At 46.0% G+C, this 23,775-nt stretch carries 23 protein-coding genes; 7 read left to right on the forward strand and 16 right to left on the reverse strand.

What is annotated here, in order from left to right; genetic code table 11:
- Positions 1–1,539 (reverse strand): glutamate--tRNA ligase, encoded by a 1,539-nt coding sequence (gene gltX, locus D0X99_RS02655; RefSeq protein ID WP_119476081.1) that lies wholly within the window; start codon positions 1,537–1,539, stop codon positions 1–3.
- A 299-nt stretch (positions 1,540–1,838) separates the two neighbouring features.
- Here gltX and acsA point away from each other — a divergent pair, with 299 nt between their 5' ends.
- Genes acsA through D0X99_RS02680 form a run of 5 tightly spaced genes read left to right on the forward strand, consistent with a single transcriptional unit; the run spans position 1,839 to position 6,984 of the window.
- Positions 1,839–3,554: an acetate--CoA ligase gene (gene acsA, locus D0X99_RS02660; protein WP_119476082.1), complete on the forward strand. Its 1,716-nt coding sequence runs from the start codon at positions 1,839–1,841 to the stop codon at positions 3,552–3,554.
- A gap of 4 nt (positions 3,555–3,558) precedes the next feature.
- Positions 3,559–4,551 carry a pyruvate dehydrogenase (acetyl-transferring) E1 component subunit alpha gene (pdhA, locus tag D0X99_RS02665; protein ID WP_119476083.1) on the forward strand — a complete coding sequence of 331 codons (993 nt, stop codon included), beginning with the start codon at positions 3,559–3,561 and terminating at the stop codon, positions 4,549–4,551.
- Positions 4,548–5,534, forward strand: a complete 987-nt coding sequence (locus tag D0X99_RS02670) for an alpha-ketoacid dehydrogenase subunit beta (protein WP_119476084.1) — start codon at positions 4,548–4,550, stop codon at positions 5,532–5,534. The genes pdhA and D0X99_RS02670 overlap by 4 nt, the downstream gene beginning before the upstream one ends.
- Positions 5,531–6,739, forward strand: coding sequence for a dihydrolipoamide acetyltransferase family protein (locus tag D0X99_RS02675; RefSeq protein WP_119476085.1), 1,209 nt, complete (start codon positions 5,531–5,533; stop codon positions 6,737–6,739). Before D0X99_RS02670 ends, D0X99_RS02675 begins: the two co-directional genes overlap by 4 nt.
- Positions 6,736–6,984: an acyl carrier protein gene (locus tag D0X99_RS02680; RefSeq protein WP_119476086.1), complete on the forward strand. Its 249-nt coding sequence runs from the start codon at positions 6,736–6,738 to the stop codon at positions 6,982–6,984. The genes D0X99_RS02675 and D0X99_RS02680 overlap by 4 nt, the downstream gene beginning before the upstream one ends.
- A gap of 111 nt (positions 6,985–7,095) precedes the next feature.
- Here D0X99_RS02680 and D0X99_RS02685 read toward each other — a convergent pair whose 3' ends face one another.
- Both D0X99_RS02685 and D0X99_RS02690 read right to left on the reverse strand, forming a co-directional pair.
- Positions 7,096–8,040 (reverse strand): pyridoxal-phosphate dependent enzyme, encoded by a 945-nt coding sequence (locus D0X99_RS02685; protein WP_119476087.1) that lies wholly within the window; start codon positions 8,038–8,040, stop codon positions 7,096–7,098.
- Positions 8,041–8,070: 30 nt separating this feature from the next.
- Positions 8,071–8,556 carry a peptide deformylase gene (locus D0X99_RS02690; RefSeq protein WP_119476088.1) on the reverse strand — a complete coding sequence of 162 codons (486 nt, stop codon included), beginning with the start codon at positions 8,554–8,556 and terminating at the stop codon, positions 8,071–8,073.
- A 142-nt stretch (positions 8,557–8,698) separates the two neighbouring features.
- On the opposite strand from D0X99_RS02690, the gene D0X99_RS02695 reads away from it, so the two are divergent.
- Positions 8,699–10,621, forward strand: a complete 1,923-nt coding sequence (locus D0X99_RS02695; RefSeq protein WP_119476089.1) for an ABC-F family ATP-binding cassette domain-containing protein — start codon at positions 8,699–8,701, stop codon at positions 10,619–10,621.
- 75 nt (positions 10,622–10,696) lie between these two features.
- Here the strand turns inward: D0X99_RS02695 and D0X99_RS02700 are convergent, their stop codons facing one another.
- The 8 genes from D0X99_RS02700 to D0X99_RS02735 all read right to left on the reverse strand — a co-directional run bounded on the left by D0X99_RS02700 (position 10,697) and on the right by D0X99_RS02735 (position 18,386).
- A complete protein-coding gene (locus tag D0X99_RS02700; protein ID WP_199707966.1) occupies positions 10,697–11,413 on the reverse strand; it encodes a DNA alkylation repair protein in 717 nt (238 codons plus the stop codon).
- Complete coding sequence (locus D0X99_RS02705) at positions 11,410–12,273, reverse strand: nucleoside phosphorylase (protein ID WP_119476090.1); 864 nt, start codon at positions 12,271–12,273, stop codon at positions 11,410–11,412. The genes D0X99_RS02700 and D0X99_RS02705 overlap by 4 nt, the downstream gene beginning before the upstream one ends.
- The gene (gene trhO / locus D0X99_RS02710) at positions 12,245–13,255 is read right to left on the reverse strand and encodes an oxygen-dependent tRNA uridine(34) hydroxylase TrhO (RefSeq protein ID WP_119476091.1); all 1,011 of its coding nucleotides are present in this window, start codon (positions 13,253–13,255) and stop codon (positions 12,245–12,247) included. The genes D0X99_RS02705 and trhO overlap by 29 nt, the downstream gene beginning before the upstream one ends.
- Positions 13,256–13,440: 185 nt before the next feature.
- Entirely contained in the window at positions 13,441–14,076 is a 636-nt protein-coding gene (locus tag D0X99_RS02715; protein ID WP_119476092.1) for a NeuD/PglB/VioB family sugar acetyltransferase, read from the reverse strand.
- A gap of 58 nt (positions 14,077–14,134) precedes the next feature.
- Complete coding sequence (locus D0X99_RS02720; RefSeq protein ID WP_119476093.1) at positions 14,135–15,430, reverse strand: DUF2851 family protein; 1,296 nt, start codon at positions 15,428–15,430, stop codon at positions 14,135–14,137.
- Positions 15,431–15,516: 86 nt separating this feature from the next.
- Positions 15,517–16,332 carry an orotidine-5'-phosphate decarboxylase gene (pyrF, locus tag D0X99_RS02725; RefSeq protein ID WP_119476094.1) on the reverse strand — a complete coding sequence of 272 codons (816 nt, stop codon included), beginning with the start codon at positions 16,330–16,332 and terminating at the stop codon, positions 15,517–15,519.
- Positions 16,333–16,467: 135 nt separating this feature from the next.
- The gene (locus D0X99_RS02730) at positions 16,468–17,340 is read right to left on the reverse strand and encodes a lysylphosphatidylglycerol synthase transmembrane domain-containing protein (protein WP_233553633.1); all 873 of its coding nucleotides are present in this window, start codon (positions 17,338–17,340) and stop codon (positions 16,468–16,470) included.
- Between the two features lie 53 nt (positions 17,341–17,393).
- Positions 17,394–18,386, reverse strand: a complete 993-nt coding sequence (locus D0X99_RS02735) for a glycosyltransferase family 2 protein (protein ID WP_119476397.1) — start codon at positions 18,384–18,386, stop codon at positions 17,394–17,396.
- Between the two features lie 118 nt (positions 18,387–18,504).
- On the opposite strand from D0X99_RS02735, the gene D0X99_RS02740 reads away from it, so the two are divergent.
- The gene (locus D0X99_RS02740; protein ID WP_119476095.1) at positions 18,505–20,166 is read left to right on the forward strand and encodes an ArnT family glycosyltransferase; all 1,662 of its coding nucleotides are present in this window, start codon (positions 18,505–18,507) and stop codon (positions 20,164–20,166) included.
- Positions 20,167–20,205: 39 nt separating this feature from the next.
- Here the strand turns inward: D0X99_RS02740 and hpf are convergent, their stop codons facing one another.
- The 5 genes from hpf to atpD form a co-directional block, all read right to left on the reverse strand.
- A complete protein-coding gene (gene hpf, locus D0X99_RS02745) occupies positions 20,206–20,511 on the reverse strand; it encodes a ribosome hibernation-promoting factor, HPF/YfiA family (protein WP_119476096.1) in 306 nt (101 codons plus the stop codon).
- A 38-nt stretch (positions 20,512–20,549) separates the two neighbouring features.
- Positions 20,550–21,434 carry a tyrosine-type recombinase/integrase gene (locus tag D0X99_RS02750; RefSeq protein WP_119476097.1) on the reverse strand — a complete coding sequence of 295 codons (885 nt, stop codon included), beginning with the start codon at positions 21,432–21,434 and terminating at the stop codon, positions 20,550–20,552.
- Between the two features lie 115 nt (positions 21,435–21,549).
- Positions 21,550–21,744, reverse strand: coding sequence for a 30S ribosomal protein S21 (gene rpsU, locus D0X99_RS02755; protein WP_119476098.1), 195 nt, complete (start codon positions 21,742–21,744; stop codon positions 21,550–21,552).
- A gap of 140 nt (positions 21,745–21,884) precedes the next feature.
- Positions 21,885–22,133, reverse strand: coding sequence for an ATP synthase F1 subunit epsilon (gene atpC, locus D0X99_RS02760; RefSeq protein WP_119476099.1), 249 nt, complete (start codon positions 22,131–22,133; stop codon positions 21,885–21,887).
- 81 nt (positions 22,134–22,214) lie between these two features.
- A complete protein-coding gene (atpD, locus tag D0X99_RS02765; RefSeq protein ID WP_119476100.1) occupies positions 22,215–23,717 on the reverse strand; it encodes a F0F1 ATP synthase subunit beta in 1,503 nt (500 codons plus the stop codon).
- Between the last annotated feature and the right edge of the window lie 58 nt (positions 23,718–23,775).

A 23,775-nucleotide genomic window follows, 5' to 3' on the forward strand; every position in this document is an offset into this window, starting at 1 on the left:
TTAGGCTACGACTGTCAAGTTGTTTAACGCAAATCGAATTCGCTTGGATACTTCAGCAGTACCTAAGATAGCAAAAACCTCCATCAAATCAGGTCCTGCACCGGATCCTGTCACTGCAAGTCGAACTGCCTGCATCACTTTTCCCAGCTTGATTCCCTCAGCTTCAGCAGTACTTTCCAACAAAGCCTTGGCCGCAACTGCATCAAAAGGACTGTCAAATCCATCCAACACAGTGGCATAAGCACCAAGAACTTTGGCCGCATCGGCATTCCATTTTTTAGAGGCCACCTCCTGATCAAATTCCTTTGGTGCAGCCATGATGAATTTGCTGTCTCTCCAGAAATCGCTCGGGAAGGTTACTCTTTCTTTCAGCAAGCTGATCATTGCATTTGCCTTCTCAATAGGGATATCGACTCCGTCGGCTTTGGCATCAGCGATCAGATACTGCATAAGTTCCGGGTTGGTTTTCAACCGAAGGTACTGCTCATTGTACCATTTGGCCTTGGCAATGTCGAATTTCGTTCCGGACTTCCCGATTCGGTCAATGGAAAATGCCTCTGCCAATTCCTCTAGCGAAAAGATCTCTCGTTCATCTCCTGGATTCCAGCCCAAAAATGCCAGAAAATTCAAAAACGCATCAGGCAGATAGCCCTGCTCTCTAAACCCTGAAGATTTCTCTCCGGAAAAAGGATCTGTCCAATTCAACGGGAAAACAGGAAATCCCAACTTGTCGCCATCACGTTTGGAAAGCTTTCCGTTTCCGTCCGGCTTGAGCAATAGGGGCAGGTGCGCAAATTGAGGCATAGTATCCTCCCATCCGAAAAACCGGTAAAGCAATACGTGAAGCGGTGCCGAAGGAAGCCATTCCTCCCCACGGATCACATGGGTGATGCCCATCAGGTGGTCATCCACGATGTTTGCCAAGTGGTAAGTTGGCATCCCGTCTGACTTCATCAATACCTTGTCATCCAAGGTGCTGGAGTGTACCATTACCCAGCCGCGGATCATATCATTGAGCCGAACTTCTTCCTTTCGGGGCATTTTGACACGGATCACATAAGGATCACCGGAAGCCAAACGTGTCTTCACCTCATCCTCGGATAGCGTGAGGGAGTTTTTCATTTGGGTTCGGGTGATGCTGTTGTATTGGGGCTGTACTACGCGTGCGGCAGTCAGGCGCTCACGCATTGCCTCAAGTTCTTCAGATGTATCAAAGGCATAGTAAGCGTGCCCTTTTTCGACTAAGTCAAGTGCGTACTGCATGTACATTGGCTTACGCTCCGACTGACGGTAGGGTCCACAGTCACCTGGATGCCAAGGACTCTCCTCGGGAGAGATGCCCAGCCATTCCAAGGATTCTTTGATGTATTCCTCTGCTCCGGGCACAAAGCGTGTCTGATCGGTATCTTCGATGCGGAGGAGAAATTTCCCTCCCATTTTTTTGGCAAAAAGGTAATTGTATAGGGCGGTACGCACGCCACCGATGTGCAATGCGCCAGTGGGTGAGGGAGCAAATCGTACGCGAACTTCTCTGTTCATAGGGATAGTTTTCTCTGCTTAAAACCCTAAAAACGGGCCTTGGTTTGGTGAAAATCAGGGGGCAAAGATAGGGAAATTCGGGTTAGCGAAGCCAACGGAAGGCAAAGTTGTCGGGCTTCTCCGGTTAAAAAAAACCTTAGACAGAGAAAGGGTTTGCCTTAAGTCAAAAAGGATTCATTGGGTGAAAAAGGATTCCAATGAAAACGCTTCATGAAAGGATAAAACTTGTAAATTATACTGTATAGAAAGGATTGATTTTCAAATCATTTCCTGATCAGTTTGGTGACCCAAATAAACCCATGAAAACCCCGAACCTGATAAATTACTCCGATGCCTATTCCAAATTTGACTGGCAGCGCGAACAGAAAAATCTGGATGGGCTTCCAAATGGAGGAGGGCTAAATATTGCGCATGAGGCAGTGGATAGACATGTTTTGGCAGGAAAAGGAGAATCCCTGGCCTTACGGTTGATCCGAAAAGATCTAAGCCGGGAGGACTTCAGTTATGGAAAGCTAAAAAATCTCACATCCCAATTTGCCCATGTTCTGAAGAATCTTGAATTGGGTGAGGGAGAACGGGTTTTCAGTTTGTTAGGCCGGGTTCCTGAGTTGTACATAGCTGCGTTGGGCTCTTTGAAATTCAAGGCGGTTTTTTGTCCCCTGTTTTCAGTTTTTGGTCCCGAACCCATTTTTCAGCGATTAAGTAAAGGGGATGCAAAAGTCCTGATCACCAACTCCCAGTTTTTTGAAAAGAAAGTCAAGGGACTGTTGGATCGACTGCCGACTCTCAAATATATCCTTTTAACGGATTCGGAAGAGGATCTTTCGGATCAGGTCCGTTCCCTTCCAAACCTGATGCGTTTGAGTCCGGCTGATTTTGAAATCCAGCCCACTCAGCCCGAGGATCCGGCGCTGTTGCATTTTACAAGTGGCACCACCGGTATGCCAAAAGGAGCACTCCATGTGCATCAGGCAGTCCTGACCCATTACCTCACTGGTAAATACGTGTTGGATTTTTCCCCTGGAGATGTGTTTTGGTGTACTGCCGATCCTGGATGGGTTACGGGGACTTCGTATGGAATCATTGCCCCCTTGGTGAATGGAGTCACAACTATCGTAGATGAAGAGGAATTTGATGCGCTGCGATGGTACCAAATTCTGGAAAAAGAAAAAGTGACCGTTTGGTACACCGCACCCACAGCCATCCGGCGATTGATGCGAATGGACTTTATTCCGAAAGAAAAATTTGATCTATCCCACCTTCGCCTGGTCCTCAGCGTGGGTGAACCTTTGCATGCCGAGGCAGTGATCTGGGGGGAAAAGGCATTCGGTGTTCCAATTTTGGATAATTGGTGGCAGACCGAAACCGGCGGGATCATGATTGCCAACTATCGATCGCTACCTGTCAAGCCCGGGTCCATGGGGAAGCCTCTCCCAGGAGTGGTGGCCGCTGTGGCTGAAATTGAAGGTAACGAATTCAGGATTCTTGATCAGATTGGGAATCAAGGACATTTGGTTTTGAAAAAGGGATTCCCTTCCCTGTTTAGAGGATATCTCCATGAGGAGGAACGCTACCAAAAATGCTTCCGAGGCGATTGGTACATCACCGGTGACCTCGCTAAAATTGATCAGGATGGATATTTCTGGTTTATTGGGCGGGCGGATGACATCATCAAAACCTCAGGCCACATGGTTGGCCCCTTTGAAGTGGAGAGTACGCTGATGAAACACTCTTCTGTAGCGGAAGCGGCTGTGATCGGCAAGCCCGAACCTTCCATTGGAGAGCTGGTCAAAGCTTTTGTGGTCTTAAAAGAGGGCTTCGATCCCAACGAAGAAATGAGACTGGAGCTGATCGGATTTGCCCGGAAAACCATGGGACCTGCCGTAGCCCCGAAAGAAATCGAATTTGTAACAAGCCTTCCCAAAACCAAAAGTGGAAAAATATTACGCAGGCTGCTCAAAGCCAGGGAATTGGGATTGCCTGAAGGGGATCTATCCACCTTAGAAAAAGACTGAGATCATGGGAACAAAAGCCAATTCATCACTCGATGCCAACCTTGGTCAAAACCTGCTTAAGCAGATGATTTTAATCCGGAGATTTGAAGAGCGGGCAGCAGAGGAATACACCAAATCAAAAATCAGAGGTTTTCTGCACTTGTATGTCGGGGAGGAAGCCGTTGCTGTGGGTGTCGTTCAAGCCTTAAACCAGGAGGATTATTTGCTGAGTACCTATCGGGAACATGGTCATGCTTTGGCCAGAGGAATGAACCCCAACGTCATCATGGCCGAAATGTACGGAAAGCAGGAAGGCTGCAGCAAGGGAAGAGGAGGCTCGATGCATTTGTTTGATTCTTCATTAAATTTTTTTGGAGGTAATGCCATCGTGGGAGGCCATCTTCCCTTGGCTGTGGGTATGGCTTTGGCGTCCAAAAAGCAAAACAAAAAGAACATCACCTCTTGCTTTTTTGGTGAGGGTGCCGCTGCCGAAGGGGAATTTCATGAATCTCTCAATTTGGCTGCACTATGGGAGGTCCCGGTTCTATTTGTTTGTGAAAACAATCGCTACGCCATGGGCACCGCCTTGAAATACACGCATTCCATGGAGGATTTGGAGAAAAAAGGAGAGGCCTACGGAATCCGTTCTGTTGCAGTGGATGGCATGGATTTGTTGGCTGTAATGCAGGCTGCCGCTGAGGCGGTTGAGTTTATCAGAGAAACTGGAAAGCCCTTTTTTCTGGTTTGCAAGACCTACCGATTTCGGGCACATTCCATGTTTGACGCGGAATTATACCGGGAAAAATCCGAGGTGGAGGAGTGGAAAAAGAAAGACCCTATCCCGAAATTCAAGGAATATCTTCTGAAGGAAAATCTCATTTCCCAAGCTCTAGTCGATGAGCTCGAACGGGACGTGGAGCAGGAAATTGAAAATTCAGTAGCCTTCGCAGAAAACGGAACCTGGGAAGAGGCTAGCAACCTAACCCGATTTGTTTATTCTGAACTGAAGCAGCCATGACAAAGAACGTCAGCCTTACCTACCGAGAGGCCTTGAAAATGGCCATTCGGGAAGCTCTTCACAAAGACGAACGGGTGTTTTTGATGGGGGAAGACGTGGGCCGGTATGGAGGTGCATTTGCAGTAAGCAAAGGCTTGCTTCAGGAATTTGGTCCGGATCGGATTATGGATGTTCCACTTTCGGAATCGGGGTTTACCGGAGCGGGAATCGGGGCAGCGCTTGCCGGAATGCGCCCGATTGTGGAAGTGATGACTGTCAATTTCAGCCTTTTGGCGATGGATCAGCTGTTCAACAATGCCGCTACTCTACTCCACATGTCCGGAGGTCAGTTGAATGTCCCGGTCATCATTCGGATGGGTTCCGGCATCGGTCGTCAGCTTGCCGCACAGCATTCTCACAGTTGGGAACCGTTTTTTGCGCATGTCCCCGGCTTGATCGTTTTGTCTGTTGGCACCCATGAAGATGCCCGAGGAATGTTGCTGGGAGCTTTAGAGAGTCTTGATCCGGTGATTCTCTTTGAATACACCTCGATGCTGAATTTGGAAAAAGAGATTCCGGAAGATTCCGGAGTGGTGGATATTTCCAAAAGTAAGGTAAGGCGGGAAGGAACCGATATTTCGCTGATCACTTACGGCACAGGTGTTTACAAATGCCTGGAAGCAGCTGAGGCTCTTGAGAAAGAGGGGATAAAGGCAGAAGTCATCGATTTAAGAGTTTTGAGACCTTTGGATGAGGCCACTTTTCTTGCTTCTGTACGAAAAACGCACCGTGCCTTGGTGGTGGAGGATGCATGGAAGTCCGTAAGCATCTCTTCGGAAATCGTATCCAGAATAATGGAAAAGGCATTTTTCGATCTGGATGCTCCCGTGGAAAGGCTCTGCGGGGTAGAGGTTCCCATTCCCTACCCCAAGCATTTGGAAGACGCCTCCGTACCTCAGGTTTCGGACATTGTAGAAAAAGTCAAAAAAATGATAAAGCCATGATCAAGTTTCTGATGCCTAATCTCGGGGCGGATATGGAGGACGGGGTTTTGGTGGAATGGAGAAAACAGCCCGGTGATTTTCTTCAAAAGGGAGACATCATTGCCGATATCGATACCCAAAAGGGACTCATCGAAATAGAGGTATTTGATGAAGGAGTTTTGGAGAAAATCCTGGTAAAAGAGGGCCAAAAAGTTCCGGTCGGATCTGTTTTGGCACTGATCAATGACGGGAAGGGAGAGGAAATCCGTGAATCATCCGGTGATAACCCAACACCGGAAGTACCCAAAATTTTGGAACCTCAGGAACAGGCTAAAACCAAGTCCACAGAAGAACACCGAATCAAAATTTCGCCTTTGGCGCGGAAAATAGCTGAATCGAATGGTATTGACCTTACCCTGTTGAAAGGAACCGGTCCGGAGGGATCGATCGTAAAAGAGGATGTGGAAAAAGCCATTTCAGAGCGGATTGCTAATAAGCCAGTACCGCAACCTGAAGAAAAAACTAAAGAGGCACCTGAAGAATCGGTCAACGTAAGCCGGACCACTTCGGACAGCATTCGGATGGCGGTGGCTGCTGCTATGAGCAAATCAAACCGGGAAATCCCGCATTACTTCCTGGAAAAGCGAATGGACATGTCCAAAGCCCTGGAGTGGATGAAGGAGTCAAATAAGACCAGACCGGTACAAAAAAGGATATTGCCGGTAGCTATGCTGATCAAGGCAGTGGCAAAAGCTTTGGATGAAGTTCCTGACCTGAATGCAACTTGGGAAAATGGACTTCAGCGAAAAAATGAGATCAATATCGGATTTGTGGTTTCCCTCAGATCGGGGGGGATTATGGTTCCTGCCATTTTGCAGGCTGATTCCAAAACTGTGGAGGAAATCATGGAAACGCTGAATGATCTTATTCCAAGAGCCCGGGCGTTCAAGTTGAGAAGCTCAGAACTCAGCCAGTCTACCTTTACGATAACCAGCATTGGAGAAGGCGGGGCAGATAAGGTGTTTGGACTGATCTATCCTCCGCAGGTTGGTATTGTGGGTTTTGGGGAGATCAGCGAGCAGCCTTTTGCGGAGGAGGGGATGCTTGGAATCCGCCCAGTGGTCGATGTGACTTTATCCGCGGATCACCGGGCTACGGACGGATTGATTGGAAGCCGATTTTTAGCCGCATTAAATAAACACTTACAAAACCCGGAATCCCTATGAATGAGGAAGAAATCAAGAAAACGGTTTTCCAACTGCTGAAAAATATCGCCCCGGAAACAGATCCATCACTTTTGATGCCGGAAGAAAATATTCGGGAAGCGCTAAATATTGATTCCTTTGATGCGCTTCAGTTTATTGTCTCCCTCTGTGAAAAGCTCAAGGTGGACATTCCGGAAGAAGATTATGGTAAAACCAGCAACCTCAAAAGTCTGATCGGTTACCTGATCCAAAAAACGAAAGGTTGAAAAATACTTCCTCACTTTCCATTCTAGTGATTTGGTGAGCTTTCTTCCTGGATAGTAACCAATCAAAATGGAGAGGCCTAAGAAGTTTTCTTGCCAGTATCTAGGCCATTTTCAAAAAGGCAATTTCCCCAAATCCACATTGCCGCCGGATAGAATGATTCCGACTTTTTTCCCGGCAAAGCGCTCCTTGTTAGCCAGCAGGGCCGCCAAAGGAACCGCACAGGATGGTTCGATCACGATCTTCATCCGCTCATAGACCAGCCGCATGGCTTCGATGATTTGAGGATCGGTGGCAAGCAGGATGTCATCCACATAGGCTTGAATCAACTCAAAGTTCAACTTGCCCACCGAAGTCAAAAGCCCGTCGGCGATGGTATTTGGGCCGGTTTGGGGTATGATGTGTCCCGCATGAAAAGAGCGATAGGCATCATCCGCTCCGGCAGGTTCGCCGGCGATGACTTCGATCTCAGGATTCAGGTAATGGGCCGTGAGTGCAGTGCCGCCGAGCAATCCTCCTCCGCCCACCGGGGCCATGACGATATCGAGATCAGGCTGGTCCTCGAGGAGTTCGAGTGCACAAGTAGCCTGACCTTCGATCACGTCCATGTAATCGTAAGGAGGAATGAATGTCGCACCGGTTCGCTCCACCACTGCTTCGAGGGTAGTTTCCCGGGCTTTAAGATTGGGTTCGCACTCGATGATCTCTCCTCCATAGCCTTTTACCGCTTTCTTCTTGATCTCGGGAGCATTGGACGGCATGACGATGTAGGATGGTATTCCTGCCACGCTTGCTGCCCTGGCTAGGGCGGCTGCATGATTTCCGGAAGAATGTGTCGCAACTCCTTTTTCTCTTTCTTCAGGGCTCAGCTTCATTACGGCATTTGCAGCTCCGCGGGCTTTGAAGGCCCCGACTTTCTGGAAGTTTTCACACTTGAAGTAGATCTCGCAACCGGCGATTTGATTGATCGCGGTGGAAGTGAGGATCGGCGTGCGGTGGATAAATGACTGGATGCGGGCATGTGCCGCTCGGATATCGGCAAGGGTCGGGAAATTCATAGGTCAAAGATAATTTTGCTGAGGATTTCTTTATTCTTTCCACCGAAACGATTTCTCATCAATCGCCCGCATCGTACACAGCACACCGTTGAGGTGGTCATACTCGTGCTGGATCAGTTCGGAGATTGCTCCCTCCACAGTCCAGCTTTGGGTTTCCCAGTTTTCATCCAGGTATTCCAGAGTTAAACTTTGATGGCGATTTACTTTCACCAGCAGATTTGGAAAACTCATGCAGTCGTCCCAAAGCTCAAAAAGCTCCTGACTGAGTCCCTTCAGTTCCGGATTGAGGATGATGTAGGGCCGGTCCAGATTGAGGTAAAACATCCGCTTCATAATCCCCAACTGCGGGGCAGCGATTCCCCTTCCAAATCCATACACCCGACGGATATCTTCCATTGCTTCGTGAAGCTGCAGCGTCCATTCGGGGACTAAAGGAAGGTCAGATTTCAGGACAGGTTCGCAGACTTCATAGAGCCGTGGATCGCCTAATTTGAGGATATCGTGGATGGTTTTCATGGGTTGAAAATACGGGATGCTGCGCTAAATATACCTCTCAAGGTAAAATCATCAACCTGTCTTGATCCAACCTGAGCACCTATCTTTTTTAAGATTTGAATCTCAAAAGTCTTATCTGGCCTATTTCCCTTACTTTTGCGCCATGAATTACCTTTCGGTTGAAAATCTCAGTAAAGCTTTCGGGGAACGGAAGCTTTTTTCCAATATCTCCTTTGGCATCTCCCAGGGCCAAAAAATCGCTCTCGTGGGCATCAATGGCGCAGGCAAGTCCACCCTCATGAAAATCATCATGGGACTGGAAATTCCAGACACCGGCCAAGTGGCCATCAATCAGTCAGTGAAAATTGCCTATGTCCATCAAAACCCGGTGTTCGAGGCCAACCTGAGTATTTACCAAACCATTTTTGACCAGAGTAATTCGGAAGTGCTTCGGGTGATTGAGGATTACCACAAAGCCATGCTCGACTCTGAGCGGGGCATCGACAACTCCGACCAAATGTCCAAACTGTTTGAAAAAATGGACGCGCTGCAGGCTTGGGATTTTGAATATCAGGTGAAAGAAGTCTTGGGAAAACTCGGCCTTCACGACACCGATCTTCCGGTGGGAAGTCTCTCAGGAGGTCAGCGGAAGCGGGTCGCTTTGGCAAAAGCCATTCTCGAAAAACCGGACTTACTCTTGCTGGACGAACCGACCAACCACCTCGATCTGGAAACCATCGAATGGCTGGAAGATTACCTGGCCAAGGCTAATCTCGCCATTTTCATGGTAACTCACGACCGCTATTTCCTTGAGAAAGTAACCAATGAAATCCTCGAACTCGATCAAGGGAAAATTCACCGCTACCAAGGGAACTACGGCTATTTTCTCGACAAGAAAGCCGAACGGATGCAAATCGAGGACATCGAAATCGAAAAGGCCAAAAGTCTGTACAAAAAGGAACTCGACTGGATTCGCCGTCAGCCCAAAGCCCGAGGTACCAAAGCAAAATACCGCGTGGATGCCTTTGAGGAAACCAAGGAAAAAGCATTTACCAAGCGCGAGGAGCGGGATATTGAGCTCACCGTATCTACTCAGCGATTGGGAAACAAAATCCTGGAGATTGACAAAATCAGTAAATCTTACGGGGAAAAAACTCTGATTCGGGACTTTTCTTACATCTTCAAAAAGAAAGACCGCATCGGCATAGTCGGACCAAACGGCGCCGGAAAGACCACTTTCCTGCAAATGATTACCGGACTGATCCAACCCGATTCCGGAAAAATCTCTGTCGGTCAAACGACCGCATTTGGCTATTATCGCCAGGAAGAAGACCGATTTGATGAGGAGAAACGCCTCATCGATGTGGTGAAGGAAGTGGCCGAAGTCGTAGTGCTGGACAAAGGACAGACGATTACGGTGAGTCAGTTTTTGACACAATTTGGCTTTCCGCCCAAGCAGCAATTCACCCCAATCGGTAAGATGAGTGGAGGAGAACGACGCCGATTGCAATTGCTGATGGTCCTGATTAAGAACCCAAACTTCCTGATCCTCGACGAACCGACCAATGATCTGGACTTGATGACCCTGAATATCCTGGAGGAGTTTTTGGATACGTTTCCGGGTTGTCTGATCATCGTTTCCCACGACCGTTACTTTATGGATCGCCTGGTCGAGCACCTGTTTGTGTTTGAAGGAGAAGGTAAAATCAAGGACTTCCCGGGGAATTATACGGATTTCAGAGAGTGGGAGAAAGAGACTGAAGACCGAAGACCTAAGACGGATGACGCCAGCCAACAGAAGGCAGAAGTCAAAAGCGGGAAGTCAGAAACCAGTCAAAGCAAGGTGGATACGGCACCAAAAATCAAGGCGAGTTACAAGCAAAAGCAGGAGTTCAAGAAGATAAACGAAACCATCGTCAAACTGGAAGGAGAAAAGTCAACGCTGAACGACCAAATCACTGCCGGTACCTCAGATGTCAACCAATTGATGACTTGGACAAGTCGACTTCAGGCGATCGATTCAGAACTGGAAGAATTGGAACTGGCTTGGCTGGATTTGAGTGAATTGGACGGGATTGAAGACTGATAGATGTCTCGCCAAGGTGGAGAGGTGCAAAGAGGAAAAAATCTTAGCGCCGCCTTCCCGCCTTTGATGCAAAACTTAAATCCTTCCCTTTAAAAAATCCTGCCTCAATTCCTCCGGAAATTTCTCAATGGCGTAGCGCAAAGCCGTCCTCGGCATGGTGTGATAGTGCTTTTTCAGAAACTCCATTTCAACTTCAAAATCCCGGTTTCCGATTTCCCGAAGCATCCAGCCGACTGCTTTGTGCATGAGATCGTGAGGATGGTTTTTGAGCTTTTCGGCCAAAGCAAGTGCATCATTGAATTCCCCTTTTTTGATCCAAAAATAGCTGCTGATCATAGCGATCCGTTGACGCCAAAGCTGACCGGAGTCCGCCAGTTCATAGAAGAGCTTTTTCCCCTTTTTCCAATAAAAATGCCCCAAAATCTGAGAACAAGAGCTGTCTACCAAATCCCAGTTGTTGATAAAATCAAGGTGATTCAAGTAAAAATCGACCAAAACTCCATGCTCGGACTCGGATTTGGTCTTTTCATACCGATAAACCAATGACATTAAACCCGTGAGTCTTGCCTCATGGAAAGGATTTTCGATCAATTGGGATAATTCTTCCAGGCTGATTTCCTTAAAAAACTGTTTGGCTATCTCTCGTTGATCAGGAACGGTGACTCCTAGAAATTGGTCTCCCTCCCCATATCCACCGGGAAATGCCTTGAAAAATCCGGGTAAAAAAGCTGCTTTTTCAGGAATCGATCGATCCTTCAAGGATTGGATTATTTGCTCCGTCAACTGGCTCATTTGGTAAAACAGTCCAATGCAGTTTGGATCAGCCTGTCAACAGTTTTTTCAGCGTCCGTATCAAATTTCTTCAACGGGCGATTGGCTACGATCGCGTTTAGGCTCAGCATTTCGTGGCCCAGGAGCTCTCCCAAAGCATAGTACCCGGCCGTTTCCATTTCAAAGTTGGTCAATCGCTCTCCATTTACGCTGATCCCTGCCAATCGCTCGATCATTCGATCAAATCTGGGGGTGAGTCTGACTTCTCTTCCCTGAGGTGCATAAAATCCCGGACAGGTAAGCGTAATCCCTTTAACAATCCGTTGGTCCAATTTCCCCAAAAGTTGGGCTGAAGCTGAGGCTTGATATGGGAGAAAGGGGAGTTTCAATTCAGCTTGAATCGCCTCGGCGATGTTTTGAGATCCACCTAAATCAGGGTAATAAGCCATCAATGTATCCATTCCGATACCGATTTCAGAGGCCAGTAATGTCCCAACCGGCAAGTCTTCCTGCATACTTCCTGAGGTGCCAATTCGGATGATCTGAAGGCTGGTCCTTTCCGCCTTGATTTGACGGGATTCCAAATCGACATTGACTAAGGCATCGAGTTCGGTCATCAGGATTTCAATGTTGTCTGTTCCCATTCCCGTACTCATGACGGTGACTTGCTTTCCGTTTTTCCAACCGGTATGAGTGATAAATTCCCGCTTCTGCAGCTTGAAATCGATCTGATCAAAATACTTGGAAACCAATGCCACCCGATCCGGATCACCTACGGTGAAAACAGTTGAAGCCAGGTGTTCTGGCTTCAAATGCAAATGATAAATACTCCCGTCAGAATTGATGATCAGTTCAGACGCAGGAATTTGCCGATTCTCCATGGAGCTTTTGGATTAGTTCTTTACTTGGCTTACGGTGAAGTCCCTTGTAAGGATTATACCCGTTGGTGTTTTTTTGGTAATAGCCTGTGCCGTCGTAAGGCCGTTTTTCAGGGTGCTCTTTGCACTCGACTGAGCAGGCACCTTCCAGTTCCCAACCGCAATTTTCGCAGATGGCCAGGTGCTCATTGCAACTTGGGTTTGCGCAGTTGACCATTCGGTCACTTGGCGTGCCACAGACATGACACTTGGAGATGATGGTGGGGTTCACCTTGTTTACCTCGACAGCGATTCGGTTGTCAAACACGTAGCATTTGCCTTCGAAATCTTCTCCACCGGCTTCCATGCCGTATTTGATGATTCCTCCGTGAAGCTGATAAACGTCTTCAAATCCCTGCTCCAAAAGGAAAGCTGAGGCTTTTTCACATTTTATTCCACCGGTGCAGTAGGTGAGGACCTTCTTGTTTTTCAGGTGCTCAAGCTCTTTCACTTTCTCCGGAAAATCCCGGAAGTTGTCGATGTCCAAAGTGATTGCATTTTTGAATCGTCCGAGCTCATGTTCGTAATTGGATCTCACGTCGAGGATCACTACGTCTTCCTGATCTTTGAGTTTTTTGAATTCCTCGGGCTCGAGATGCTTTCCGGTCTTTACATTGGGATCCAAGTGACGGAGTGCAGAATGGACGATTTCCGGTTTGTAGCGCACGTGGATTTTTGCAAAAGCATGGCTGTCGTGATAATCGATTTTGAATTCCGTCTTGGCAAATCGAGGATCCGCTTGGATGTATGCCATGTACTTTTCGCAGTCCTCAATTAAACCGGATACGGTTCCATTAAGGCCTTCATCGGAAATGATGATTCGGCCACGAATGTTGTTCTCAACGCAGAAAAGATGGTGCTGCTCGCGATACTCTTCCGGGTTGTCGATTTTGGCGTAGCAATAGTACAGCAGGATGCTGTAGGGTTTGTTTTGTGTGTTTTCCATAACGAGAGCCCTGTTTCGGCAGGGTGTTTGGGTTTTGTTTGATGACCGATTCTGAATGACCGATGTTTTACTTCATCATTCGGTGTTCAGGATTCAGCGTTCGATATTTACTTTTTTTTAATATTACAGACAAAGGTTAGAGCCTTTGATTCTAGTTTGGCCGCGTACTTCGTAAATCTTACTTCCTACTTTATCTTCGCTGCCGGGTTACCGAAGACAGTCTCATTTTTTCCGACAGAAGCAATGACTACCGATCCGGCTCCCACACGGGCACCTTTGCCGATGGTCACCCCTCCAACGACTGTCACTCCGGAACCAATAAAGGCCCCCTCTTCGATAATCGCCTCCGCATTGATGATAGATCCAGCACCGATCTGGACAAAATCTCCAATCACTGCTTTATGATCAATGATTGCTCCGGAGTGAAAAATGCAGTAACTGCCAACTTTAGCGGCAGCGCCGACGGCCACATTGGCATTGATAAAGTTACCATGGCCCAAGACAGCATCTGTTGAAATGTACGCTCGCTCATGGATGGCGTTGATTGGCTGAACCTTTCGATTCTCAATCAGCATTTCTACCAGAAACTTCCGGTATTTGCTGTCATCCACGGCGACGAATGCTTCTGTTTTCTTACCGATGAGCTTTAGAAAACCTTCATCTTCGGGATTTCCGAGCACGGGAATATTGTTGATCTCTGTCCCATAAAGACTCTGGTCCTCATCCAAGAAGCCATATACGATGACCTTATTGCTGTTGAAGATCTCGAGCGCAGGGTGGGCGATTCCTTTTGCACCCAGAATAATCACCGGTTTGTCCATGAGAGTTCGTTGGTTTTGGACTGCAAAAGTACAGGAAATGCAGTGCTTGCGCAAAGTTTCATTTGGATTGCCCCTTGAGGAGGCTTTGTCCAATTTTGCAGGAAAGGCACTTTTGAGGCTGGCAATATCCCCGGAAAAGTCCGATCATTCCCTGTGAATCGAAGGCATTTTCTGCCTTCCAGCCTTTCTCGCCATACGTCCGAATGATAAAATTATTCTCTGCAGGAATCGTCTGCATCAGGTCAAAGCAGCGCTCCTGCCATTCGGGCTGCTGGAAATATCTGCCGTAAGAAAACCACAAAGGGATTACAAAATTGATGATCAACAGTTCCAAAGTTTGGCCTGAAATGCCTCTGGAAGCGGTTTTTTCAGTGGGCTTTCCAAAACTGTAATGATACTGCCAATAGTCCGAGGGCTTGACTTGAAGGAGTTTTTTGAATGTCCAAAACTCCCGGCTTTCCTCCATTACGGCCTGTAGCAGATTGGGAGCCTGGGAAAGAATAGCAGCCAATTGTGCGATCCGAAGTGTGGGGAAATTGGTAGGCCGAGCGCCCATGAAGGACCAATGCTGCCTGCTTAGCTTCTGCTGCCAATTGAATTTTTTCTGATAAAAATCATGCTCCCTGATCAGATGCTGGACATAGGGTTCATCGGATTTTTCAGGTAAAAGTCCAGCCTGCCCCAGGAGCATGGCTTCCAGGGCAGAGACTTGGGTTCGATGTTTTTGGAGGATTTTATAGGGAACCAAAACAGCCAATTCACTCATCGGACGACTGTTGACTTTAAATCCAAAGCAGGTAAACAACCAACGGTATGCGGTTTCTTCCCAATCGCCTTTGGTCTGATCGAGGATTTCCAAAATAAGTTTGGACTTTTCCAGAAGTCGCTCTACCAGGGCTTTTTCCAATGCTGAAAAACGAATGATATCAGGAACTGTATGCAAGGCATGGGCACATGGAAGATCGGACTTGAAGTCGAGAAGATTCTCATAATTTCTCCATACGTCAAGGAAAATTTTGCCTTTGAGTTCCAGAGTTGGAAGTGGTGTTCCGTCGTTTCGTAGCACATTCCTATCGTTTTCCCAGACTACATGAAGGATTACGGAATTGTAGGCAGGATCTCCTCCGTGTGCATGCTGTTTCCATTCAGACGCAAAGCGGTGAACCTCCACATGTCCATGAAGTGTCACCCCATCCAGAACCACCGTGGAATCCCGAAAGTCAGGACCTTCGCCTTGATTGTGAAAACCCACATTGAGGATTTGGACAGATTGACCCTCAAGCGTCTTCAGTCCTTTGCGATCGAAGTATTGATACTTCCAGACCAGTTGTAAAAAGTCTTCTCTGAAATCCATAAAAAGTTGATGACTAAAAGTTTATGGAATTTAAAAAATTCCGATTAATGTCACAAGCCTCCTATGGACCTCTTCCCGTAAAGGATTCAAAGATATCTCTCTAACAACTCCTTCATTTCTACCTGCAGTTTTTCCGCCTCTTTCCGAGCGGCTTTTGCAAAGTCTTTTTCTCCTGAAGCGTAGATAATCCCGCGACTGGAATTGACCAAGAGTCCGCAGGTGGAGTTCATTCCATATTTTGCTACCTCAGCCAAGCTTCCTCCCTGTGCTCCTACCCCTGGGACCAGGAAAAAATGCTCCGGAGCTGATTTTCGAACTTCGCCAATCAGTTCGCCTCGGGTAGCACCTACCACATACATCAAGTTTTCAGGACTTCCCCATTCTTGGCTTTTTTCCAAAACAGATTGATAAAGTGGCTTCCCAGTTTTGTCTTCAATCAGTTGGAAATCCAAAGAACCCACATTGGAAGTCAAAGCCAGAAGGATTACCCACTTGTTTTCAAATTCCAAAAATGGCGTCACCGAATCCTTTCCCATGTAGGGAGCAACGGTAATCGAATCGAAATTCATGGATTCAAAAAAGGCCTTGGCGTAAAGTTTTGAGGTATTTCCGATATCTCCTCGCTTGGCATCGGCGATGGTGAAGATGTCTTTTGGAATAATTTCAGCCACTTTGGCTAAGGTCTCCCAGCCTCTTGCTCCCAGCGCTTCGAAAAAAGCAATGTTCGGTTTATAGGCTACGGCATAGTCCGCAGTTTCCTCAATGATTTGCTTGCAGAAAGCAAAGATCGGATCAGGCTCACTGAGCAAGTGAGCTGGAATTTTCTCCAAATCCGGATCAAGTCCAACACATAGAAAAGAGGATTTTTGCTGGATTTGGGAGAAAAGCTCTGAACGGGTCATGGTTTATGGATTTTGGCAAAAGTAAGGATTAATAGGAAGTTTAAAATTTTGCCTTGAGCTGATCTATCAAGATTAAAAATGAAGATCCCGAATGTTAGGTGGTGGTAACCTTTAAAAATCAGGATTTCTATCGAGTTATGATTTTTCGGTTAAATCAGCTTTTACAAAAACTCCAGCCAAAGAAACAATTGCTGAAATCAGGAAAAAAATCAAGCTGAAAGCAACCGCAGCGGTTTCCTCAATTCCGGAATAGGTATGGGCATAGACAAAGACAAGCTCTCTTGCACCAACACCACCAATGGTCAAGGGAAGTACTGCCACAATGGAAGACAGTAAGAACACCAATTGATAAGCAAGAATATTCTCAGATATGCCGAGAGACTTTAGAATAAACCAAGCACAAATAAGCTGGGCGATTTGTCCGGTAAAAGACCAGGCATTTCCTGACCAAAACGAAGGAACAAAGTCCTTGAATAGTACTTTCTGCACCATCCAAAAGCCGGGAATTGTCAATATCAACCCTGCTACCATCAATCCGTCCCAAGCGGAACTTTCCAAAAAATCGATTCGAATATCTACGAAGAGAAACAATCCAAAAAGCAAAAACACAATGGCCACCAAGCCACCCAAGCGATCCAAAAGAGCTGCCTGAAGGAGTTTTTTGACAGGAGTTTTAAAGGCTTTGTTGAGCAAATAGACCTTGTATCCATCTCCGCCGATTCCCCCCGGAAGAAAGAGATTGTAAAACATCCCGATGAGGTACAGCCTCCAGTTTTGAAGCTCAGAGAGCTGAATGCCGATATTTTCGAAGTACCGGTTGAGGCGGATGGCTGTGGCCACTTTACTTAGAATAAACAGCAAAGCTGCAGGAATCAACCATAGCCAATGGATAGCTTTGGAGAGTTCTAAAAGTTGGGCTGTATCGATCTTCCGAAAAACCAGGTACAAAGCCAAACCCGTCAGCAAAAGTTTCAGGGCGGTTTTGAGTTGGTTTTTCAATTGGGACAAGGGAGGATGATTATTTTTTTATTGATATCGGAGAGTTTAACCTTTCGGGCTACTTAATTCGAATTTTTTGCTTCCAATTCTGACTGAAGACTGCCAACTTTTTCAGCCTTCCCCTGAAAGACCGCCTTAATTCGGTAGGTCTTTTTGTCCTGAGATTCGAAGTAGGTTCGAACAATGATTTCTGCAATGATTCCCGTTGTGATTAATTGAATGCCTCCCAAAATCAGAATAAATCCCAAAATCATGATTGGTCGGCCCCAAATGTCTTCGCCGAGAATTTTGAGGATCAGCAGGTAAAAATTTATCAGGAAACCGAGCAAAAACGCAACCAAGCCAAGCCCGCCAAATAAATGGATCGGACGCTGAAAGTACTTCTGAAAAAACAGCATCAGGATCAAGTCCGCCATGACCTTGAAGGTCCTGCTCAGTCCATATTTTGAGGTTCCATGTATTCGCGGATGGTGCTTCACATCCACTTCAGTCATTTTAGCCCCCTGCTGCTTGGCCAACACCGGAATGAACCGGTGAAGTTCGCCGTATAGCCCCATGTTTTGGGCTATTTCTGCTTTATAAACCCGAAGCGTACAGCCGTAATCATTCAAATAAACCTTGGTTGTATTTCGGATCATCCAATTGGCAATTTTGCTGGGAATTTTTCGGAGCACAAAACCGTCTTTTCGATTCGCTCTTCTACCAGCTACGACATCCCATTCTTCCCCGATAGCTTTATGGAGCATGTCCGGAATATCAGTAGGGTCATTTTGAAGATCCCCATCCATTGTGGCGATATATTCGCCTGTAGCCATATCGATACCTGCTGCCAGGGCCGTAGTTTGACCGTAGTTTCTGTTGAAAATGATGAGCTTGGTCCTGTCGTTAGCATACTTTTTTACCTCAGAGACAGTCTTATCTGTAGATCCGTCTTCAATCAAAATCACCTCGTAGTCAATTTCCGATAGGGCAGCATAGGTAGCTTCCAATAAAGGCTTGATGTTATCTTCCTCGTTGTAAACGGTAATCACTACGGATAAAAGAGGCTTGCTCATGATATAAAATTTGGGCAAAAATACGCTAAAATCCTTCCTAGGGCAAAATTCGACGAAAAGCCTTTCTGGTTCAGAAGGAAATTTGGATTCACTACCTCCATTCGAATTATCTTTGCACATGCTTTTTTCGAAGTCATCTGAATTGAAAATCAATCCCTGGATACTCATGGCCGCCTTTACCTTGTTGGTTGGGCCTTTTGCGTTGGATTTTCACATGCACTATCCCGATGAAATTTACTACCGGGATGCTGCTGTCAAAATGCTTCAAAACGGGGACTACCTCACGACCTACTTGGGCAGTGGGGAACTGCGCTTCAAAAAACCCATCGGAACCTATTGGGCAGTGGTTGCTGGATTTAAGCTTTTTGGAGTCAATGAATTTGGATCACGGATTTTCTTCCTTCTGGCAGGAGCGCTTACTGTTGGATTGACCTTTTGGTTAGGCAAGGTTCTTTTTAGAAATGAAAAAATAGCCGGAATCTCTGCCTTGATCATGGCTGCAAATCCGGTTTTGATTTTTTCAGCTACCCGGTCGATTCCGGATGTGCTGTTGGTTTTGGCCATAACGGCTTCAGCCATTGGTTTTGCTGGTTTGATCCGGTATGGGGATCAAGTTCCCAGGAAATTCTTATGGTTGCTTTATTTGAGTTTGGCAATTGCATTTGAAATCAAAGGGCTACCAGCGGCAGCATTGGGTGGGCTTGGACTAATTTATCTACTGGCGAATCCCTGGCAGCGTATTTCATGGAAAACACTCATGCATTTGCCTTCCTTGGCGGTCAGCTTGTTAATTGCTTTGTTTTGGTTTGTTGCCATGTGGAAAATCCACGGACCTACATACCTGGATAGCTTTCTGGAAGATCAGGTAGGGATTCGAGTGGCATCCAGAATTTTATTGATCGTTCAAAACGGCATTTTGGCGCTGGTCCTTCTTATTGCCATATTTATCCCATGGACATTTTTTGTCTTACCTTATTCCAAGGAAGTTTTGGCTAAAACTTGGAAAGAAAATCCCGCCTTCTTTGGATTTGCAATCCTTTGGGGACTTGCAATCTTGGGAATGGGAGCGATGACCAGCAAGTTTTATGAACGCTATTTACTTCCTGTAGCTCCGGTTTTGGCGGTTTGGTTGGGGTGGATATTGGTAAGAGGAGAATTTGAGTTGAGGAGAAAAAGCCTGAAAATCACTTCTCTATTTTTCCTGATTATTTCTTCAATACTATTGCTGGCATCAGGATGGCTGGCAATTCAAGGTAACTCGGGTTTTACGATCTGGGGACAGTTGGTTTGTAGTCTCTTGATTTTTGGGTATTTGTGGAGACTTTTTCGTCAGGAAGAAAAGCTTCCCAAAGTAATTGCTTACAGCTTTTTGCTGATCATTTTTCTAATGAGTTCGATCACGGCTCACATTTCTCTTCCACACCAAGGAGCGCAGGCAAAACGTGTTTTTGTTGAAAAAGGCATTCCTTCTAATTCCCCAATTGGATTTATTGGAAACCTTCATGCAGGGAGTAAGATTCGGATGAGTCTTGGGCCCGAGTTCAATTTGACGGATTTGCCAATAGAAAATTGGGAAAACGAAATCTCAAATTTTTCTTATCTGATCTTGGAAGACAAGCGGCTTTCCGAAATGGATACAGCTCATTATGAAGTCATTCTGTTGGCTAAAAACTGGGAATCCCGCCAAATCGGAAAACTTCTACTGAGCTATAAATCCAAGCAATTCGATCAACTACTCGATGAAAACAGCAAAAAATATTTTCTGTTGACAAAAAAATAGCCCCGGTTTACCGGGGCTAGTATGCGAATTGGTCAGGGCTTACTGATTAGCCAAAACCACCTTTTCTTTATGTTTTTTGATTTGTCTTCTTAATCCTTCGACTGCTTCGTCAGCTGCGGCTTCAAAGGAATCACTCTGATGTTTGGCGAAAAACTGCTTGCCCGGGACATTGAGTTTTATTTCAACGATTTTATTTTCGTTTTTCTCGTGTTTGTCGAGTCTCATAAAAACCTCTCCGTCTATGATCCGATCATAGAATGTGTCCAGCTTGTCGGCTTTTTTCTGAATAAAATCGATCAGTTTTTGATCGGCGTCGAAGTGGATGGAGTGCATCTGCAGTTTCATAACGATTTGCATTTAAGTTGTTGAACAATTGATTTTATTTAAGCTTTGGGATGTGCCTGTTCAAACACAGCCTTCAGTTTTTCCATGGAGTTGTGGGTGTACACCTGGGTCGCAGCCAGGTTGGCATGCCCGAGTAGGTCCTTTACAGCATTGAGATCAGCTCCTTTGTTGAGCAGATGCGTTGCAAAGGTATGCCTGAGCAAATGTGGGCTTCGTCGCGTGTTTTGCGCAAAAAGATCCAAATAGTGTCTGACAATCCGATAAATCATCATAGAATAGCTTTGCTCGCCTTTGTTGCTCACTATAAAGTAGTGATTCATTCCAAGTTTAGGAAACCTTTCTTCAAATACTTTTTGGTACGAAAGGATATTCTGTTTTAGCGTTTTTGTGATGGGGATAATCCGCTCTTTTTTTCGTTTACCCAAAACTTTCACCTGATCCTCTATCAGATTGATAGCTGACCATTTCAAGCCTGTAAGTTCGGATAGTCTGACTCCTGTCAAATACAGAAACTCCATCACCATTCTATCCCTTTGTCCTTCAAAAGTAGGGGCATATACGTCTTCTTCTAGAACGGATTCAATGGTCACTTCCTGTATAAATTCAGGAAGTTTTTTGGGGTTTTTAAGGGATTTTAACTTGTAGGTTGGATCTTGGGTAATCACCCTTGAACGGAGTAAGAACTTGTAAAAAGACCGAAGGGTAGCGATTTTCCGATTTACGGAGGTGCTAGTTAACCCCTGCTCCACCAAATCAATCACCCATGCGCGGAGTTCGGAATGAGTACAATCGGCGATATCCTGAATTTCAAATGAAACTGACACAAAATCCTGCAATTGCTCCAAATCGTGTCGATATGCAAGTACAGTATGAGTACTGCTACGTTTTTCGAATTCCAGGTAATTGATAAAAGACTCAATCATGGAATAAAAGTTAGAAGAAAAATGGAGAAGTCAAGGTGATAATTGTCATTAGCACATTAACAAAAAAATGCACTTGCTTTTGGGCAAGTGCATCTATTATTGGAATCAAATCCGATTACTTCATTTCTTCGTTGCGAAGTTTCTGTCTGTAAGCAGCCTTGATGATCTCGTCTCTTCTTTTAACGGAAGGTTTGGTGAAAGCCTGACGGGCTCTGAGTTCGCGAACCGCACCGGTTTTGTCAAACTTCTTTTTGAAGCGCTTCAGCGCTTTTTCGATGGATTCGTTCTCTTTTACGTTTACAATGATCATAGTATACACCCCCTTTCGTGGCTGCAAAAGTAGGGAATATTTTTAAAATTCAAGTTGCTGATTCTAAAATATTTCCAATAGCCTAAAACAAAAAAAGTCTGACCCTTTCGGACCAGACTTTCAATTTTATAGGATTTTTATCAACTGATTACTTTCTCAGCCAATACGACGATCACGTTATCTTTTACTTCCACTACTCCGCCTTCCACTACCATGGATTGCTTTCCACCATCTTTGGCAGTGAAGGAAACAGTTCCCTTTGCCAAGGCAGATACGATCGGAGCGTGATTGTTGAGGACTTGAAAAGAACCTGTTGCACCAGGAAAACTGGCCTCGGATACTTCTCCTTGGAATATTTTTTTCTCCGGTGTGACGATTTCTAACTGCATATTTTGATTAGTTATTGAGTAAAAAGTTACTGAGTTGCTAGTGACAATCTTGAGACGCCTATTAACCAGTAACCAACTCCCTTACTTCACTTCAGCAAGCATCTTTTCACCCTTAGCGATGGCATCTTCGATGCTACCTACCAAGTTGAATGCGCCTTCAGGAAGGTGATCCAATTCACCGTCCATGATCATATTGAAGCCTTTGATGGTATCTTTGATATCTACCAGCACTCCTTTTAGACCTGTGAATTGCTCTGCTACGTGGAATGGCTGAGACAAAAATCTCTGCACACGACGCGCACGGTGAACCACCTGCTTATCTTCCTCAGAAAGTTCCTCCATACCCAAGATGGCAATGATATCCTGAAGTTCTTTGTATCGCTGAAGGGTTTCCTTCACGCGCTGAGCACAGTTGTAATGGTCTTCACCAAGGATGTCCGGAGAAAGAATTCTTGAAGTAGAGTCCAAAGGATCCACTGCAGGATAGATACCCAATTCCGCAATCTTACGAGACAATACTGTAGTAGCATCCAAGTGCGCGAAAGTCGTCGCAGGAGCCGGGTCAGTCAAGTCATCCGCAGGTACGTAAACTGCCTGTACTGAAGTAATTGAACCGTTTTTGGTGGAAGTGATTCGTTCCTGCATGGCACCCATTTCGGTAGCCAAGGTAGGCTGGTAACCTACAGCTGAAGGCATACGGCCTAACAATGCGGAAACTTCAGAACCTGCCTGAGTGAATCGGAAGATGTTGTCGATGAAGAAAAGAATGTCTTTTCCCTGACCTGTACCATCCCCATCTCTGTAATATTCGGCTAAAGTCAAACCGGTCAAGGCTACTCGAGCACGGGCTCCAGGAGGCTCATTCATCTGACCAAACACGAAGGTTGCTTTGGAATCTTCAAGCTTCTTAAGATCTACTTTAGATAGATCCCATCCACCTTCAGTTTCAAGGCTATGGATAAACTCCTCACCGTAAGTCACGATGCCGGATTCGATCATTTCTCTCAAAAGGTCGTTTCCTTCTCGGGTTCTTTCACCTACACCTGCAAATACAGACAAACCTGAATAAGCCTTGGCAATGTTGTTGATCAATTCCTGGATCAATACGGTCTTACCTACACCGGCACCACCGAAAAGACCGATTTTACCACCCTTTGCATAAGGCTCGATCAAATCGATTACTTTGATTCCTGTATAAAGTACTTCCGTGGAAGTAGAAAGATCTTCAAACTTTGGAGCAGCTCTATGGATCGGAAGTCTTTTTCCTGCAGGTACCTGAGGAAGACCGTCGATCGCTTCACCTACTACATTGAAAAGACGACCTTTGATCGCTTCACCGGTAGGTACAGAGATTGGCTGACCCATGTCTCTCACTTCCATGCCACGTACCATTCCCTCGGAAGAGTCCATTGCAATAGTCCGTACGCGATCTTCACCCAAGTGCTGCTGAACCTCCATTACGACCACCTGACCGTTTTCTTTGGTTACTTCCAGCGCGTCAAGGATGTTAGGCAGTTTTCCGCCTTCAAAGGAAACGTCCACAACCGGGCCGATTACCTGTGTTATCTTTCCAATATTTGCCATTTGTAGTATGAAATGTAAAAAGGATACGCTTTTTTAATTCGAGCGCAAAATTAGTCAT

Source organism: Algoriphagus lacus, assembly GCF_003583985.1.
GTDB lineage: Bacteria > Bacteroidota > Bacteroidia > Cytophagales > Cyclobacteriaceae > Algoriphagus > Algoriphagus lacus.

What these genes read in the sequence shown, in the direction of transcription:
- gltX (WP_119476081.1), bottom strand. Translation starts at nt 1,539, where the DNA reads ATGAACAGAGAAGTTCGCGTACGATTTGCTCCCTCACCCACTGGCGCA.
- acsA (WP_119476082.1), top strand. Translation starts at nt 1,839, where the DNA reads ATGAAAACCCCGAACCTGATAAATTACTCCGATGCCTATTCCAAATTT.
- pdhA (WP_119476083.1), top strand. Translation starts at nt 3,559, where the DNA reads ATGGGAACAAAAGCCAATTCATCACTCGATGCCAACCTTGGTCAAAAC.
- D0X99_RS02670 (WP_119476084.1), top strand. Translation starts at nt 4,548, where the DNA reads ATGACAAAGAACGTCAGCCTTACCTACCGAGAGGCCTTGAAAATGGCC.
- D0X99_RS02675 (WP_119476085.1), top strand. Translation starts at nt 5,531, where the DNA reads ATGATCAAGTTTCTGATGCCTAATCTCGGGGCGGATATGGAGGACGGG.
- D0X99_RS02680 (WP_119476086.1), top strand. Translation starts at nt 6,736, where the DNA reads ATGAATGAGGAAGAAATCAAGAAAACGGTTTTCCAACTGCTGAAAAAT.
- D0X99_RS02685 (WP_119476087.1), bottom strand. Translation starts at nt 8,040, where the DNA reads ATGAATTTCCCGACCCTTGCCGATATCCGAGCGGCACATGCCCGCATC.
- D0X99_RS02690 (WP_119476088.1), bottom strand. Translation starts at nt 8,556, where the DNA reads ATGAAAACCATCCACGATATCCTCAAATTAGGCGATCCACGGCTCTAT.
- D0X99_RS02695 (WP_119476089.1), top strand. Translation starts at nt 8,699, where the DNA reads ATGAATTACCTTTCGGTTGAAAATCTCAGTAAAGCTTTCGGGGAACGG.
- D0X99_RS02700 (WP_199707966.1), bottom strand. Translation starts at nt 11,413, where the DNA reads ATGAGCCAGTTGACGGAGCAAATAATCCAATCCTTGAAGGATCGATCG.
- D0X99_RS02705 (WP_119476090.1), bottom strand. Translation starts at nt 12,273, where the DNA reads ATGGAGAATCGGCAAATTCCTGCGTCTGAACTGATCATCAATTCTGAC.
- trhO (WP_119476091.1), bottom strand. Translation starts at nt 13,255, where the DNA reads ATGGAAAACACACAAAACAAACCCTACAGCATCCTGCTGTACTATTGC.
- D0X99_RS02715 (WP_119476092.1), bottom strand. Translation starts at nt 14,076, where the DNA reads ATGGACAAACCGGTGATTATTCTGGGTGCAAAAGGAATCGCCCACCCT.
- D0X99_RS02720 (WP_119476093.1), bottom strand. Translation starts at nt 15,430, where the DNA reads ATGGATTTCAGAGAAGACTTTTTACAACTGGTCTGGAAGTATCAATAC.
- pyrF (WP_119476094.1), bottom strand. Translation starts at nt 16,332, where the DNA reads ATGACCCGTTCAGAGCTTTTCTCCCAAATCCAGCAAAAATCCTCTTTT.
- D0X99_RS02735 (WP_119476397.1), bottom strand. Translation starts at nt 18,386, where the DNA reads ATGAGCAAGCCTCTTTTATCCGTAGTGATTACCGTTTACAACGAGGAA.
- D0X99_RS02740 (WP_119476095.1), top strand. Translation starts at nt 18,505, where the DNA reads ATGCTTTTTTCGAAGTCATCTGAATTGAAAATCAATCCCTGGATACTC.
- hpf (WP_119476096.1), bottom strand. Translation starts at nt 20,511, where the DNA reads ATGAAACTGCAGATGCACTCCATCCACTTCGACGCCGATCAAAAACTG.
- D0X99_RS02750 (WP_119476097.1), bottom strand. Translation starts at nt 21,434, where the DNA reads ATGATTGAGTCTTTTATCAATTACCTGGAATTCGAAAAACGTAGCAGT.
- rpsU (WP_119476098.1), bottom strand. Translation starts at nt 21,744, where the DNA reads ATGATCATTGTAAACGTAAAAGAGAACGAATCCATCGAAAAAGCGCTG.
- atpC (WP_119476099.1), bottom strand. Translation starts at nt 22,133, where the DNA reads ATGCAGTTAGAAATCGTCACACCGGAGAAAAAAATATTCCAAGGAGAA.
- atpD (WP_119476100.1), bottom strand. Translation starts at nt 23,717, where the DNA reads ATGGCAAATATTGGAAAGATAACACAGGTAATCGGCCCGGTTGTGGAC.